At 59.1% G+C, this 14,469-nt stretch carries 14 protein-coding genes; 6 read left to right on the top strand and 8 right to left on the bottom strand.

Features of this window, described 5'->3' with window-relative positions:
• Positions 1 to 55: 55 nt before the first annotated feature.
• The 3 genes from ACEN8E_RS29065 to phoB form a co-directional block, all read right to left on the bottom strand.
• Positions 56 to 1,396, bottom strand: a complete 1,341-nt coding sequence (locus ACEN8E_RS29065) for a hemolysin family protein (protein ID WP_495590788.1) — start codon at positions 1,394 to 1,396, stop codon at positions 56 to 58.
• A gap of 111 nt (positions 1,397 to 1,507) precedes the next feature.
• The gene (gene phoR, locus ACEN8E_RS29060; RefSeq protein WP_495593407.1) at positions 1,508 to 2,794 is read right to left on the bottom strand and encodes a phosphate regulon sensor histidine kinase PhoR; all 1,287 of its coding nucleotides are present in this window, start codon (positions 2,792 to 2,794) and stop codon (positions 1,508 to 1,510) included.
• An 80-nt stretch (positions 2,795 to 2,874) separates the two neighbouring features.
• A complete protein-coding gene (gene phoB, locus ACEN8E_RS29055; protein ID WP_003229608.1) occupies positions 2,875 to 3,564 on the bottom strand; it encodes a phosphate regulon transcriptional regulator PhoB in 690 nt (229 codons plus the stop codon).
• A gap of 153 nt (positions 3,565 to 3,717) precedes the next feature.
• Here phoB and ACEN8E_RS29050 point away from each other — a divergent pair, with 153 nt between their 5' ends.
• Positions 3,718 to 4,101: a COG4315 family predicted lipoprotein gene (locus tag ACEN8E_RS29050; protein WP_495590787.1), complete on the top strand. Its 384-nt coding sequence runs from the start codon at positions 3,718 to 3,720 to the stop codon at positions 4,099 to 4,101.
• Positions 4,102 to 4,180: 79 nt separating this feature from the next.
• Here ACEN8E_RS29050 and ubiA read toward each other — a convergent pair whose 3' ends face one another.
• Complete coding sequence (gene ubiA / locus ACEN8E_RS29045; protein WP_495590786.1) at positions 4,181 to 5,071, bottom strand: 4-hydroxybenzoate octaprenyltransferase; 891 nt, start codon at positions 5,069 to 5,071, stop codon at positions 4,181 to 4,183.
• Entirely contained in the window at positions 5,071 to 5,610 is a 540-nt protein-coding gene (locus ACEN8E_RS29040) for a chorismate--pyruvate lyase family protein (protein ID WP_495590785.1), read from the bottom strand. The genes ubiA and ACEN8E_RS29040 overlap by 1 nt, the downstream gene beginning before the upstream one ends.
• A 223-nt stretch (positions 5,611 to 5,833) precedes the next feature.
• Here ACEN8E_RS29040 and ACEN8E_RS29035 point away from each other — a divergent pair, with 223 nt between their 5' ends.
• The 3 genes from ACEN8E_RS29035 (at position 5,834) to ACEN8E_RS29025 (ending at position 7,641) form a co-directional block, all read left to right on the top strand.
• Positions 5,834 to 6,004 (top strand): rubredoxin, encoded by a 171-nt coding sequence (locus ACEN8E_RS29035; protein ID WP_007995385.1) that lies wholly within the window; start codon positions 5,834 to 5,836, stop codon positions 6,002 to 6,004.
• An 18-nt stretch (positions 6,005 to 6,022) separates the two neighbouring features.
• Entirely contained in the window at positions 6,023 to 7,171 is a 1,149-nt protein-coding gene (locus tag ACEN8E_RS29030) for an NAD(P)/FAD-dependent oxidoreductase (protein WP_429367572.1), read from the top strand.
• Between the two features lie 194 nt (positions 7,172 to 7,365).
• The gene (locus ACEN8E_RS29025) at positions 7,366 to 7,641 is read left to right on the top strand and encodes an HU family DNA-binding protein (RefSeq protein ID WP_003213368.1); all 276 of its coding nucleotides are present in this window, start codon (positions 7,366 to 7,368) and stop codon (positions 7,639 to 7,641) included.
• An 86-nt stretch (positions 7,642 to 7,727) separates the two neighbouring features.
• Here ACEN8E_RS29025 and ACEN8E_RS29020 read toward each other — a convergent pair whose 3' ends face one another.
• Entirely contained in the window at positions 7,728 to 8,123 is a 396-nt protein-coding gene (locus tag ACEN8E_RS29020) for a DUF6124 family protein (protein WP_495590784.1), read from the bottom strand.
• A gap of 464 nt (positions 8,124 to 8,587) precedes the next feature.
• Here ACEN8E_RS29020 and ACEN8E_RS29015 point away from each other — a divergent pair, with 464 nt between their 5' ends.
• Together ACEN8E_RS29015 and ACEN8E_RS29010 are read left to right on the top strand one after the other, a co-directional pair.
• Positions 8,588 to 10,069, top strand: a complete 1,482-nt coding sequence (locus ACEN8E_RS29015) for a hypothetical protein (RefSeq protein WP_495590783.1) — start codon at positions 8,588 to 8,590, stop codon at positions 10,067 to 10,069.
• 340 nt (positions 10,070 to 10,409) lie between these two features.
• The gene (locus ACEN8E_RS29010; protein ID WP_495590782.1) at positions 10,410 to 10,793 is read left to right on the top strand and encodes a helicase; all 384 of its coding nucleotides are present in this window, start codon (positions 10,410 to 10,412) and stop codon (positions 10,791 to 10,793) included.
• A gap of 111 nt (positions 10,794 to 10,904) precedes the next feature.
• Here the strand turns inward: ACEN8E_RS29010 and ACEN8E_RS29005 are convergent, their stop codons facing one another.
• Together ACEN8E_RS29005 and recG are read right to left on the bottom strand one after the other, a co-directional pair.
• Entirely contained in the window at positions 10,905 to 12,308 is a 1,404-nt protein-coding gene (locus ACEN8E_RS29005; RefSeq protein ID WP_495590781.1) for an aminoacyl-tRNA deacylase and HDOD domain-containing protein, read from the bottom strand.
• 78 nt (positions 12,309 to 12,386) lie between these two features.
• A complete protein-coding gene (recG, locus tag ACEN8E_RS29000) occupies positions 12,387 to 14,462 on the bottom strand; it encodes an ATP-dependent DNA helicase RecG (RefSeq protein ID WP_495590780.1) in 2,076 nt (691 codons plus the stop codon).
• Between the last annotated feature and the right edge of the window lie 7 nt (positions 14,463 to 14,469).

The raw sequence follows: 14,469 nt of genomic DNA, 5'->3' as shown, positions 1-14,469 counted from the left end.
ACCTGTGGGAGCGAGCCTGCTCGCGAAGGGATTGGCTCGAATCTGGATCAGTCCATCAATCGAGCATCAACACCTTGGCCAGAACGATCTTCGGCCCTTTCATCTTCTTGATGATGATCCTCAGGCCTTCGACTTCCAGCACTTCCTCCTCTTCCGGAACTCGCTTCAGGCTTTCATAGACCAGCCCGGCAAGGGTTTCGGCTTCGACGTGGTCGAGGTCGATACCCAGCAGCCTTTCAACCTTGAACAGCGGCGTATCGCCCCGCACCAGCAGCTTGCCCGGCTGATACGCGAGGATCCCGCGCTCGGCCTTGCGGTGTTCGTCCTGGATGTCGCCCACCAGCACTTCCAGCACGTCTTCCATGGTCAGGTAGCCGATGATGTTGCCATCGGCCTCTTCAACCACGGCGAAGTGCGAGCCGCCCTTGCGGAACTGCTCCAGCAACTGCGACAGCGGCATGTGCCGCGACACGCGTTCCAGCGGACGGGTCAGCTCGGCCAGGTTGAACGACTCGGGAATGTGGTCCAGTGCCGCCAGTTCCAGCAGCAGATCCTTGATGTGCAGCAGGCCGACGAACTCCTGGCGTTCGCTGTCGTACACCGGATAGCGGCTGAACTTGTGGCGGCGGAACAATGCCAGGATTTCCTTGAGCGGTGCGTTGAACTCAAGCGTGACCAGGTCCTCCCGGGAGTTGGCCCAGTCGACCACTTCCAGTTCGCCCATTTCCACCGCCGAGGCCAGTACGCGCATGCCTTGGTCGCTCGGGTCCTGGCCACGGCTGGAGTGCAGGATCAGTTTCAGTTCTTCACGGCTGTAATGGTGCTCGTGGTGCGGGCCGGGTTCACCTTGCCCGGCGATGCGCAGGATCTGGTTGGCGCTGGCGTTGAGCAGGTAGATGGCCGGGTACATGGCCCAGTAGAACAGGTACAGCGGCACCGCCGTCCATAGCGACAGCAACTCGGGTTTGCGGATGGCCCAGGATTTCGGGGCCAGCTCGCCGACCACGATGTGCAGGTACGAAATGATGAAGAACGCCGTGAAGAAGGAAACCGCCTTGACCACTTCAGCGGAATCTACGCCCACGGCACTCAGTACAGGCCCCAGCAGGTGGGCGAACGCCGGTTCACCGACCCAGCCCAGACCGAGAGAGGCGAGGGTGATACCCAATTGGCACGCCGACAGGTAAGCATCGAGCTGACTGTGCACGGTGCGCAGGATGTGCCCGCGCCAGCCGTGCTGTTCAGCGATGGCTTCGACCCGGGTCGAGCGCAGCTTGACCATGGCAAATTCTGCCGCAACGAAGAATCCGTTGAGCAATACCAGGATCAGAGCAAAAAGAATCATGCCGAAGTCGGCGAAAATTGTAGCGAGGGTCAAACCAGGGGAAGGGTCCATGATGGAGTTTTGCGGGTTCCGTGTATTCGAAAGGGAAGAAAAAATCGCGCCTGAAAAGGCAGGCACAAGTCAGCCAATGTAGCGGCTGACTGAGTGATTGCCTAGTGGGTATCAGTCGGCGGTGCTGATAACCCGTGATTTGGTGACCTGGGCCGGGGCAAAGTGACAGGTAAAGGCACTGCCGTGGCCTGGTACGCTGCTGATTTCCATTCGGGCCCGATGTCGTAACAAAACGTGTTTGACGATCGCCAGTCCAAGCCCAGTGCCACCGGTGTTGGAATTGCGGCTGGAGTCGACGCGATAGAAGCGTTCGGTCAGGCGCGGCAGGTGTTTGGCATCGATGCCGATCCCGGAGTCCTGCACGCTCAGGTGCGCCCCCTGGTCATCACCCCACCAGCGAATGCGGATGTTGCCTTCGGCCGGGGTGTATTTCACCGCGTTGAACACCAGGTTGGAAAACGCGCTACGCAACTCCGCCTCGCTGCCCTTGAGCAGAATCGTCGGGTCGGCTTCCAGGGTGATTTTCTGGTTTTTCTGCCCGGACAGCTGCTGCGCATCGCTCTTGATCGATTGCAACAGGCCGTCGATCGGCACTGGCTGGTTGTCCGACGGGTAATCGGTGGCTTCCAGCTTGGCCAGCAGCAACAGGTCGTTGAGCAAGGTCTGCATGCGTCCGCCTTGTTGCTGCATCTGCTGCAAGGCACGGCCCCAGCGCGGATTTACCTCGTCGACGTTATCGAGCAAGGTTTCCAGATAGCCGCAGATCACCGTCAACGGTGTGCGCAGTTCATGGGAAACGTTGGCGATGAAGTCTTTGCGCATCTGTTCCAGCTGATGGATGCGCGTCACATCGCGCACCAGCATCAGGTGCTCGTTGTTGCCATAACGGGTGATGTACAGCTGGATGCGTACACGGTCGTTGGTCGGCGAAGGGATTTCCAGCGGTTCGGAGTAGCTCTCTTGCTCGAAATATTCCTTGAAACGCGGATGACGCACCAGGTTGGTCACCGGTTGGCCGCTGTCCTGTGGTGTCTTGAGGCCCAACAGGGTTTCGGCGGCGCGGTTCCACCATTCCAGGTTGCCGTCGGTGTCGAGCATGATCACTGCGTCTTTCAGCGCGGCGGTGGATTCCTGAACCCGGTCGATCACCGCTTGCAGGCGTCCGCGTACCCGTTGGTCGCGGCGTTGCAAGTGGTAGATGCTGTCGAACACCTCGCCCCACAGGCCGTAGCCGTCGGGTGGTGCTTCATCGGGTTTGTGCAGGCGCAGCCACTCGTGCAATCGCAGCAACTGCTTGAGGGTCCAGGCCAGGTAAAGACCCAGGCCAGCAGCAAGGCTCCAGCCGTAATAGCCGGTGATCAGGCCGATCACCAGGCAGGCGGTGACCAGCAGCAGCATGTGGCGAATCAGGGTGCCATGCCAGTTTTGGTTCACTTGACGCGCGTCCTTGTCAGCTTGTCGGGCGGTAAAGGTCCGGGTCAGGCTTTGGTAGAAAAGCGGTAACCGGTGCCGCGCACGGTTTGTACCAGATTTTCATAAGCATCGCCGAGCGCTTTGCGCAGGCGTCGAATGTGCACGTCGACGGTACGCTCTTCGACATAGACGTTGCCGCCCCAGACCTGATCCAGCAACTGGCCGCGAGTGTAGGCGCGCTCCTGGTGGGTCATGAAGAATTGCAGCAGGCGGTATTCGGTCGGGCCCATCTCGGCAGGACGGCCGTCGATGGTCACGCGGTGGCTGATCGGGTCCAGCAGCAGGCCGCCGACTTCGATCGGTGCTTCGCCATCGGTAGGACCGGCACGACGCAGCACGGCCTTCAGGCGCGCAACCAGCTCACGGGGGGAAAACGGTTTGGTGATGTAGTCGTCAGCGCCGACTTCCAGGCCCTGGATCTTGTTGTCCTCTTCGCCCTTGGCGGTGAGCATGATGATCGGGATGTCCCCGGTCAGCTCATCACGCTTGAGACGACGGGCCAGCTCGATACCGGACGTGCCGGGCAGCATCCAGTCGAGCAGGATCAGGTCCGGTTTGCGGTCGACGATAATGGCGTGGGCCTGCTGGGAGTTTTCCGCCTCCAGGCAGTCATAGCCGGCCATTTCCAATGCAACGGCGATCATTTCGCGAATAGGCGCTTCGTCGTCGACGATCAGAATGCTCCTGCCAACCATGCCCTTAATCCTCTTGTCATTTAACTGTCTTGCGCCGCATTAGATAACGGAATTATTGCAGTCGTGTGACAGTATTTTAGTCGGCCGGCGATTGGCTGGATCCTGGGCTAAGCTGAAAGTCCGGATCCTGACAACCACAAGAGGAAGGTTTCCATGAAGCAATACTCGTATTCCTTTAAAGCCCTGCTGTTGGCGGCTGCGTGTTCCTTGCCGGTCATGGCCTTCGCGGCTGAGCCAGGCATGATGACAGGCGGCATGATGACCGACCATAAGGGCATGACCTTGTACACGTTCGACAAGGACACTGGCGGCAAGTCGGTGTGCACCGGTGAGTGTGCAAAACACTGGCCGCCGCTCAAGGCTGAAGCGGGTGCCAAGGCTGAAGGTAAATGGACAGTCGTCCCGCGTGACGATGGCTCGATGCAATGGGCCTTCGATGGCAAGCCACTGTACTACTACGACGACGACAAGAAACCCGGAGACAAGACGGGCGACATGAAGGGCAAAGTCTGGCACGTCGTTCACGAGCATATGTAACGGCTGTTGCCTTGTCGCAGGGGATCGCGACCTTCGTTGCTCTGCAGTAGCTGGCGAAGGCCGTGATCCTTTCAAATCTTCAACGCATTGCGTAATCCAAAACAATCCCGACGAAAATCGCCAACCCCGCCCAGTGATTGTGCAAAAACGCCTTGAAGCAGCGCATGCGGTCCCTGTCGCGGGTGTACCAGAACTCCCAGGCAAAACAGCCGGCGGCCACCAGCAAACCAAGGTGGAACCACATCCCCAACTCGAATTTCGACCCCGCCAGCAACAGGCAACCCAGCGCCAACCCTTGCAGGGTCAGGATGATCACGCGGTCGGCCTCGCCAAACAGGATTGCCGTGGATTTCACGCCGATCTTCAGGTCGTCATCGCGGTCAGTCATCGCGTAGTACGTGTCGTAACCAACGGTCCACATCAGGTTGGCGATCCACAGTAGCCAGGCGACAGCCGGCAGTTCACCGGTTTCTGCGGTGAACGCCATTGGCATCCCCCACGAAAACGCGGCACCCAGCACCACTTGCGGGTAATAGGTATAGCGCTTCATGAAGGGATAACTGAACGCCAGCGCCAAACCGCCCAACGACAGCCAGACCGTTGCGGCGTTGGTACACAGCACCAGCAGGAAACTCACGCCCATCAACAATGCGAAGAACACCAGCGCTTCTTTGGAGCTGATTCTGCCGCTGACCAGTGGCCGCTGCTCGGTACGCTTCACATGCCCGTCGACCTTGCGGTCCGCCCAGTCGTTGATCACGCAGCCGCCGGCGCGGGTCAGCACCACGCCAAGGACGAAGATCACGATATTGGCCAGGGACGGCGAACCCTTGCCGGCAATCCACAGCGCCCACAGCGTCGGCCACAGCAGCAGGTAAATGCCGATCGGCTTGTCCATGCGGGTCAGCTGAATGAAGTCCCAGGCCCGAGGGTTCAAGCGGTTCAATGACTTGAGCAGGCTCTGGTACATCAACGGTTCTCCGGTTGGGCGCGGGCGGCGTTCCACAGGCTCGGCAGGAAGATTTCGGCCACCAGTACGCTCAATGCGCCGCGGTCAAAGCGTGAGCGGCGGCCCCATAACTCGGGTGCCCGCACCTCGCTCGGCAGCCACGCTTGAGGGTAATGACAAACCTCGATGGCCCGGCGCGCAAAGGCCTGGTCACAAAACAGCAGTTCACCCAGCGAGCGGCTGCCCAATTCGTCCATGTGCAAGCCGTCACCCTGCAACGCGCTGCGGGCCGCGACGCTGCGGGCAAACACCAGGGCTTCTCCATGACCGCGCAAATACACCTCGCGAACCCAGCCTTCACTGCCTTCGGCCAGGTCCAGCGCTGCACATTCGTCGGCGCGCAAGGGCTGCCAGCCTTCGAACAGCGGCGTGACGCTGAAGGCATCATTCGTCAGGTGAATGAGGCGCCTGGTCAGCGAGCCATTATCGAACAACCAGTCGAGGACAGACGTGTCGGGGAGGGGCGTCAGTTGGTCTTGAGAGAGCCAGAGCGGGGCCATGCCGGGGGATTCTGTGTGATGCACAATGAGTCATTATTGGCAGCAAATGAGGCGGCGAGCTTAACATGTCAGCCACCGACATTGATCGAAATGGCCCACCGTTGCGCCGAACAGGCTTGCATCTGACGGTCCCGATCAGTACAAAACGCGCTGAGCTGGACGGCAGTGCTACAACCATCGACCGTCTGGCCAGCAAAACGCCTGAACCCTGAGGAAGTACCTGATGAAAAAGTGGCAATGTATCGTCTGCGGCCTGATCTACAACGAAGCCGACGGTTGGCCGGATGACGGCATTGCGCCGGGCACCCGTTGGGAAGACGTGCCAGCAGACTGGCTGTGCCCGGACTGCGGTGTGGGCAAAATGGATTTTGAAATGATCGAAATCGCTGCCTGAACAATTGAGGAGTAAGGAATGAACGCACCTGTAGTCATCGTGGGAACCGGCCTGGCTGGCTACAACGTCGCCCGCGAGTTTCGCAAACTCGACAGCGAAACCCCGCTGCTGCTGATTACCGCCGATGACGGGCGCTCCTACTCCAAGCCGATGCTCTCCACCGGTTTCGGCAAGAACAAGGATGCCGACGGCCTGAGCATGGCCGAACCCGGCGCCATGGCCGAGCAACTCAAGGCCGAAATACGTACCCACACGCGTATCAGCGGCATCGACCCGGGCCACAAACGCCTGTGGATCGGTGAAGAAGCGGTGATCTACCGCGACCTGATACTGGCCTGGGGTGCCGAAACCGTGCGTGTGCCGATTGAAGGCGACGCGGCGGATTGCGTATTCCCCATCAACGACCTGGAAGACTACGCACGCTTCCGTGCGGCGGCCGCAGGCAAGCGCCGTGTGCTGCTGCTCGGCGCCGGCCTGATTGGCTGCGAGTTCGCCAACGACCTGACCCTGGGCGGCTACGAAGTGCAGCTGGTTGCGCCGTGCGAACAAGTCATGCCGACCCTGTTGCACCCGGCGGCTGCGGCAGCGGTGCAGGCTGGCCTGGAAAGCCTCGGCGCACGCTTCCACCTGGGGCCGGTGCTCAACCGCCTGCAGCGCGTGGCGGATGGCCTGGAAGCGCACCTCTCCGATGGCCAGGTGATCCCCTGCGACGTGGTGGTTTCGGCCATTGGCCTGCGCCCACGGGTTGATCTGGCGGCGGCGGCCGGCCTGCAGGTCAACCGCGGCGTCATGGTCGACCGGCACCTGAAAACCTCCCACGCCAACATCTACGCCTTGGGCGACTGCGCCGAAGTCGACGGGTTGAATCTGCTGTACGTCATGCCCCTGATGAGCTGTGCGCGAGCGTTGGCGCAAACCCTGGCGGGCAACCCGACCGCGGTCACCTATGGTCCGATGCCGATCACCGTCAAAACGCCGGTGTGCCCATTGGTGGTTTCCCCGCCGCCACGGGGCGCCGAAGGCGTCTGGACCGTCGAAGGGCAGGGCGCCGACATCAAGGTTCTGTGCCGCGATGCCGCGGGCAAACTGCTCGGTTATGCCCTCACCGGTGCCGCCGTGATGGAAAAACTGGCCCTGAACAAAGAGCTTCCCGCCCTGCTGGCATAAATACCGGTCGTTCTGTCGGAATCACCCCCCTTTTGCCCTAACAAAGGCCGCGCCGATACTGGCGCGGGGCCTCACTGCGTGCCATCCTCACTCCCGTCTGCCGCAGAGTAGAGCATCTGCGGCGCTTTGGGCGCTGCTCCGCAGAGAGCAGCACGGACATAACAACAACAAACCGTCAAAGGGGCTTCACTCATATGCGTAAACCAGAACTCGCTGCAGCCATTGCTGAAAAAGCAGACCTCACCAAAGAACAAGCCAACCGCGTTCTCAACGCCGTTCTTGAAGAAATCACCGGTGCCCTGCACCGCAAAGACAGCGTGACGCTCGTGGGCTTCGGCACCTTCCTGCAACGCCATCGCGGTGCCCGCACCGGCAAAAACCCGCAAACCGGTGAACCCGTCAAAATCAAGGCCAGCAACACCGTTGCTTTCAAGCCTGGGAAATCGTTGAAAGATAGCGTTAATCCGTAATCCTTTCCCTAACCCGCGTAGCGGGGAGCGGAATAAAAATGGGCACGCCAACCAGGGTTGGGTGCCCATTTTTTGTGGGTGGCGAATCAGCCGGGCCCGCTTTGTTGCTTGGCGAGAATTGCCGCCATTTCCGGTTCATCCAGATAATCCAGCGCTCGCTCGACCAGCAAATGCACTCCATCGGCCATGCGACTGAGTGCCAAGGCTACGGAGCGACGGGAGCCTTCGACATCGTCGGCGAGGTCGGCGGCGATGGCGCTGATGGAGAGCAGGTCTTCGGAGGCGTTGGCCAGGAGGGCTTCGGTGTGGATGTCGGGGCAGACGCTGAAGAGTTGGCCGTGGCGTTTCGTTGGTGTTTGTTTTGGTGGGGCGAGATAGTGATCGAGGGCGCGTTCGGCGGCTTCGTGGAGTTTTTTGGAATCGAAGGATTCGTAGGGGGATGTGGCCGGATCTTCTGGCGGATTAGGTGTTGGCTTAATCATTGGTGTATCCCGATATGTGTAGGTAAGGGACTGACACCGTTTCGCTTGCATTCGAATGTTGGTGGCAGCCGTACGCAGGTGTGCAAGACCGGGCATATCGGACCCCGGCAGACCCCAAAGGGACCTCCCACGCACAGCCGCCATATAGCGATCCCAGGAGCATTTTTATGCTCAATGGTTTGCGAGGCAGTTGCGCGGCGATATGTACCGGACTTGCACGTCCGTGTCACCGTTTTTTGCGGTGGCTGGCAGAGGTTAGCTGCGGATGTGGAGGGTGCCTAGTTCATGGATGGCTCGACATTTCGAAGGAAAAGTCCGAGAAAGCTGAGGGGATTAGGTACGAAGCCTCGTTCGAAATAAACCTCCCGACTTAGCTGCAAAAAAATGCTGTCTTGTACCCAGAAGCTTTTCGTGTGTACTTCAAGCCACTGTGTAATATTTAGTCGAAGGGGAAGGAGACTAAAATGACAAGATGGATTCAAGAATACAGTCAGCATCCGTTAAAGAGCACGTGGTCAACGTTGTTAGAAAATGTTGAACCGCTTGATGTTGATGACCAAACAGTAACGACAACAGTGGAGGAGCTAGCGAGGCTGAAAAAGGTGCTCGCCTTCGTTGATCGCATAATCGTCAATGCGGATGCGGAACTCACCCCTAAATCAGTTTGGGGAAGTTGTCATAGTCAAGCTGAGGCATGTTTACAACAGGTTCGAGCCTACGCTGCGAATCGGAACGTGAGCCACCTTGTTCAAGCTAATGAGCACGCCGATAACATTTTGACGTACGTACGCCCATATATGGTCCCTCCTGAACAGGCTTTGGAAGCTTATGGGGCAGCAATGCGGGCATTTTCCGATCAAGTTTCGGATTACGTGGCGGCATTTCAGGAGAGAGCTTTAAGCGTTCAGTCGACCCTCACGACTGCGGTTAATGACGCTATCAGCCAAAAGAAAGAAATTGAAGCTATTGAACTGCGTGTAAAGCAGTTCGACCAGTACTTGTTCGACGGTATTGACGGAAACCAACCTGCTGAGAAGTACCTAAAGGAAATGGTTTCTAATGTGGAAACGAGCCATGACATGGTTGAGGTTTTGTGTCAAAAGCTCCTTGAAGGACCTGAATCAATATCCGTGAAGGTCACAGGTTATGAAAAGGATATTCACCAGATTCACGATACCCTCACTGACGTACTGGATTCAGCCACTTCCAGACACAAGGAACTAGATACCTTTTACATTCGAATTTTTGGGCCGCCGCTGGCTGATGACGACGAGATACAAGAAGGAGGATTGAAGCACGAGCTCGACGTTCGACTTGAGCAGCTTGGACGGCACGAAGAAGAGCAAAAGACGCGTCAACAAGCATTGTTCGAAAGCATCGAGTCATTATTGCCTGGCGCCACGAGCGCGGGATTGGCTTCATCCTATAAGGCACTTAAGGACTATTTTACATCCCCGATCACTAGATACACCCAGGCCTTTTACGTCTCTATGCTGGCTTTGTTGCTCGGCGGGCTGATACTGGTGATGGAGAGTTTCACCCTTTGGCCATTCCACATTGAATTCGTAAAGTCGAATGGTTGGGAGGAAATGGTCCGAACGCTCCTAACGCGGGTTCCGATTGTCCTCCCTGTGGTTTGGGTTGCAATTTTTTCAGCAACTCGTCGCAGCCAATATGAGAGATTGCAACAGGAATACGCCCATAAAGAGGCATTTGCTTCCTCGTACGAAAGCTACAAAAAACAGCTACAACAACTTCAAATAGATGCAGATGGCCTGCAAAAAGAGCTAATTGGAAAAGCAATAGAGGCTATTTCCTTCAATGCTTCCAAAACACTTGATGGCAATCACACGGAGAAACCTCCTGTGTATCAGTTGCTCGAAAAACTCAACGTTGAAGACTTAAAAAAGATATTGGATTTGGCAAAAGGGAAAGAATCGGGCTAGTGCTACGAAGCAGGCTCATTGATGTAGCTACTTTTGGATTCTGAGATGGGCAATATTTCGCCATCTCAGGCCATTTTTTTCTGAGTATGGGCATTGAAAGCGTTGTTGATGCCCGATGCAAATTTACTATCAGTATCAGTATCAGTATCAGTGAGCTCCGAATTCCTCAAGAGTAGAGCAATGGGTTTTCAGATAGTGATGGAGTCAGCTTGAGACCATGACTTGGTAGTCATCTGCGTCAAAAAATATCCCATCTTCTTCTAACACTACGCAACAGTGGCGTTCTCGTTCGAAGCCGTTAAACTGCCCCAGCCGTTCATTTTCCTTCTGAGGCTTGCGCATGAAATTTCGTTTTCTACTGTGGATGCTGGGTTTGTTGATGGGTAAGGCCAGTCGGACCAATCCGGCGTTTCAGCAGCAGTTGGGTGACAAGGACCTGGTGTTTCAGCTGCAGACCCTGGACGGGAAAGTGGCGCGGCATTTCCGCGTGAAGGACCAGCGCATCACCAGTCAATCGGGTGTGCATGCCGAGCCTGCGTTTGCCATTGCCTTTAAAGACGCTGCGTACGGCTTTGCCACGATGCAGGCGAAGAACAAGCAGCTGGCGTTCATGACGGGGATTCAGGACAAGTCGATTCAGATCAAGGGCAACCCGGCGCTGGTGATCTGGTTCCAGGGTCTGACGAAGTATTTGAAGCCGAAGAAGGCCACGCCTAAGGCTTGAGGTCTTTCAGTTAGACCGAGGTGTATTCATCGCGGGCAAGCCCGCTCCCACAGGATTTAGGTGATCCTTGTGGGAGCGGGCTTGCCCCGGGCGGCGTTCCGACGATGCTATTCAGCCCTGGCTGAACTGCGAAGCCAGTTCACGCAGCAATACTTCAGCCTCAAGCACTTTGCTGACGACGTCGTTGGCTTTTTCGCGGCTCAGGCCCAGGCGCTCAAGCAGGGCGTCGGGGATGTCCTCGTCGGGACCGGAGCCGATGCCACGGTTGCGCAGCAGGCGCACCGACAGGCAGACCAGGTTCGGGTATTCGGCATAGGCGCCGTCGTAGGCCGGGTCGTGCTGGAAGCGCAGGGCGGTGGCCAGCTCTTCGGGCATGTCCCAGTAGCGCATCAGCCACGAGCCGATCTGTTCGCGGCTGATGCCCAGCAGGTGTTGTTCCACGAAGCTGTGGCACAGATGCGGATTGACCTCCAGGTGGCGGCAGATCAGCGAGAAGTGCGGCGGGAACACGTGTGCCAGCAGCAGATAACCGAAGTTGTGCAGCAGGCCGGCCAGGTAGGTCAGGCCGGCTTCCGGGCGCTGGGTGCGCGGCATGGCGCGGGTCAGGCCTTCGATGACGGCGGCGGTGTAGATCGATTGCTGCCAGTACGGCGTGGAGTGTTGCGGGTGGTCCTTGGGCAGGCTTAGGGTTTTACCCAGGGCCAGGCCCAGCGCCAGGTTGATCACCAGGTCGAAGCCCAGCACGCGCACGATGGCGTCCTCCACCGAGCGGATCTTGCCCGGCGAAGCGTAGTACGGCGATGCCGCCCAGCTCACCACTTGTGCGGCCAGCGCCGGGTCGGTTTCGACCACGCCGGTGATGTCGTCGATGGTGGCGTTGGGGTCGACACGCAGTTTGATGATTTTTTGTGCGGTTTCGGCCAGCGGCGGAATCTCGATGGTCTCTTCCAGACGTTGCTGGATGCGCCGCGCGGTGAACGCCTGGACGGCCTGGGTGATTTCCTCGCGGTCGTCATCGGGGCGGTCGAGGTTGGGACGGATGCTGGTCAGGTTTTCGCCGAAGTTGGCGGCGCTGGCCTTGGCCAGCATGGTCGTCTTGAAGTCTTCGCTGGAGATTTCCAGCAGCACGCCCGGCTCGCCGGAGTTGATCAGCAACATCGGCTCGCGCAGCAGGCTTTCGTCGTACAGGCACGGTGAGCTGGTGAGCGCCGGCAGACCCGGCAGCAAGCTGAGGTTGTGCTTGCCGAGCATTTTTGTCAGGCGTTCGGTGGGGACGGCGGTGAGGCGGCGACCGGTGAGTTCGGTGAGGCGATTGAGATCCAGCAATTGGCTCTGTGGAAACAGCACCATCAACGCGCCGACGCTGTCATCCAGCAGAACGGCCTGCACTTTGCGCGCGGCATTCAGGCCGTGATGGTCCAGCACTTCTTCGTAGGCAATGCCCAGTTTGCCCAGCATCAGCCGAATAACCGACGGAGCGTGCGGGGTGTCGGGTGCGAAGGCAACTTCGGTCATGGTCTGTATCCGTACTAAAACAATTGCAGGAGTATAACCAGCTTGCCTGGGGCCACGCCTCAGAAACCGTGAAGGTTGTCACACCTGGCCGTATTGTTGGCCATGACGCAGCCATCGATCGAGTAGCGGGCTGACGTGGGTCGGCCAGCGCTCGAGCAATGCCTGGGCGGCATCCCGAACGGCGGGCAGCAAGTCGGCGTCACGCATCAGGTCGGCGACCTTGAATTGAAGCAGGCCAGTCTGGCGCGTGCCGAGCATTTCACCAGGGCCGCGCAGTTCGAGGTCTTTTTCGGCGATGACAAAGCCGTCGTTAGTTTCGCGCATGATACCCAGCCGTTGACGACCGATCTGCGACAGCGGCGGATGGTAGAGCAGCACGCAATGGCTGACCGCGCTGCCCCGGCCAACGCGGCCGCGTAGCTGGTGCAGTTGCGCCAGGCCCAGGCGCTCGGGGTTCTCGATGATCATCAGGCTGGCGTTGGGCACGTCGACGCCCACTTCGATCACTGTGGTCGCGACCAGCAGTTGCAGGTTGCCAGCCTTGAATTCGGCCATCACCGCGGCTTTTTCCGCAGGCTTCATGCGGCCGTGGATCAGCCCGACCTTCAACTCGCCGAGGGCGGCGGTGAGGTCCTCGAAGGTGGTTTCGGCGGCCTGGCAGGTCAACTCTTCCGACTCTTCGATCAAGGTGCAAACCCAATAGGCCTGACGACCTTCGGCGCAAGCGCTGCGTACCCGCTCGATGACTTCGACCCGCCGGGTGTCGGTGATCAGCACAGTGTTCACCGGCGTTCGGCCGGGGGGCAATTCGTCGAGGATCGAGGTGTCGAGATCGGCGTAGGCGCTCATGGCCAGCGTGCGCGGAATCGGCGTCGCGGTCATGATCAACTGGTGCGGGCACATGCGTCCGCCGACACCCTTCTGCCGCAAGGCCAGACGCTGCTGCACGCCGAAGCGGTGCTGTTCGTCGATGATCACCAGCGCCAGGTTCTGGAATTGCACTTCATCCTGGAACAGCGCGTGAGTGCCGACCACCATCGGCGTACCGTTGGCGATTTGCTCCAGCGCGGCCGTGCGGTTCTTGCCCTTGAGCTTGCCGGCGAGCCACGCGACTTCGATGCCCAGCGGTTCGAGCCAGCGCTTGAAGGTGATGAAGTGCTGCTCGGCGAGAATCTCGGTGGGCGCCATCAGGGCCACCTGATGCCCTGCCTCCAGCGCTTGCAGCGCGGCGAGTGCGGCAACCACGGTTTTGCCGGCGCCGACGTCACCCTGGATCAGTCGCAGCATCGGTTCGTGCTGGCTGAGGTCGTATGCGATTTCGTTGCCGACCCGTTGCTGGGCGCCGGTCGGGTTGAAGCCGAGGTTGGCCAGATACTTGGCTGGCAGCCTCGTTGCCTTGGGCATCGCTGGCGCACGCAGGGCGCGCATGCTTTCGCGCAGGCGCTGTTGCGACAGTTGATGAGTCAGCAGTTCTTCGAAGGCCAGGCGGTGTTGTGCCCAGTGGTGACCGAGGGCCAGTTCATCGACGTCGGCATCGGCGGGCGGGTTGTGCAGGTAGCGAATCGCATCGGCCAGCGGCGCCAGTTGGTAGTCCCGGGCCAGTTCGTTCGGCAGCCAGTCGGGCAGGCTGCTGGGGCCAAGCAGGGCGAGGGTCTGCATGCACAACTGACGCAAGCGCTGTTGGGTCAGGCCTTCGGTGAGCGGGTACACCGGGGTCAGGGTTTCATCCACGGGCGGCGGCTCGTCGCCGTTGATGGCGCGGTATTCCGGGTGGTAGATCTCCAGCCCCGAAGCACCGGGCCGCGCCTCGCCGTAACAGCGAATCCGCGTGCCGCGTTTAAGGCCTTCTTTCTGTGCGTTGCTGAAGTGGTAGAAGCGCAGGCTCAAGCCCCCGGTACCATCCTGCAAGCGAACCACGAGGCTGCGCCGCCGCCCCATGACCACATCAGCGCCGCTGACGGTGCCTTCGATGACCGCATCCTGACCGGGCCGCAACGCGCCGATCGGGACCACGCGGGTGCGATCCTGGTAACGCAGGGGCAGGTGGAACAGTACGTCCTGGAGGTTTTCCAGGCCGACCTTGGCCAGTTTCTCGGCCATGGCTTCACCGACACCCTTGAGTACCGTCACCGACACTTGCGACAACTCGCTCATGACCGTT

This window comes from Pseudomonas sp. Pseusp9, from assembly GCF_059491265.1.
This window is presented reverse-complemented; position numbering and strand designations above follow the sequence as displayed.

Coding starts and splice junctions, on each gene's coding strand:
- ACEN8E_RS29065 (WP_495590788.1), bottom strand. CDS start 1,396: ATGGACCCTTCCCCTGGTTTGACCCTCGCTACAATTTTCGCCGACTTC.
- phoR (WP_495593407.1), bottom strand. CDS start 2,794: ATGCTGCTGCTGGTCACCGCCTGCCTGGTGATCGGCCTGATCACCGGC.
- phoB (WP_003229608.1), bottom strand. CDS start 3,564: ATGGTTGGCAGGAGCATTCTGATCGTCGACGACGAAGCGCCTATTCGC.
- ACEN8E_RS29050 (WP_495590787.1), top strand. CDS start 3,718: ATGAAGCAATACTCGTATTCCTTTAAAGCCCTGCTGTTGGCGGCTGCG.
- ubiA (WP_495590786.1), bottom strand. CDS start 5,071: ATGTACCAGAGCCTGCTCAAGTCATTGAACCGCTTGAACCCTCGGGCC.
- ACEN8E_RS29040 (WP_495590785.1), bottom strand. CDS start 5,610: ATGGCCCCGCTCTGGCTCTCTCAAGACCAACTGACGCCCCTCCCCGAC.
- ACEN8E_RS29035 (WP_007995385.1), top strand. CDS start 5,834: ATGAAAAAGTGGCAATGTATCGTCTGCGGCCTGATCTACAACGAAGCC.
- ACEN8E_RS29030 (WP_429367572.1), top strand. CDS start 6,023: ATGAACGCACCTGTAGTCATCGTGGGAACCGGCCTGGCTGGCTACAAC.
- ACEN8E_RS29025 (WP_003213368.1), top strand. CDS start 7,366: ATGCGTAAACCAGAACTCGCTGCAGCCATTGCTGAAAAAGCAGACCTC.
- ACEN8E_RS29020 (WP_495590784.1), bottom strand. CDS start 8,123: ATGATTAAGCCAACACCTAATCCGCCAGAAGATCCGGCCACATCCCCC.
- ACEN8E_RS29015 (WP_495590783.1), top strand. CDS start 8,588: ATGACAAGATGGATTCAAGAATACAGTCAGCATCCGTTAAAGAGCACG.
- ACEN8E_RS29010 (WP_495590782.1), top strand. CDS start 10,410: ATGAAATTTCGTTTTCTACTGTGGATGCTGGGTTTGTTGATGGGTAAG.
- ACEN8E_RS29005 (WP_495590781.1), bottom strand. CDS start 12,308: ATGACCGAAGTTGCCTTCGCACCCGACACCCCGCACGCTCCGTCGGTT.
- recG (WP_495590780.1), bottom strand. CDS start 14,462: ATGAGCGAGTTGTCGCAAGTGTCGGTGACGGTACTCAAGGGTGTCGGT.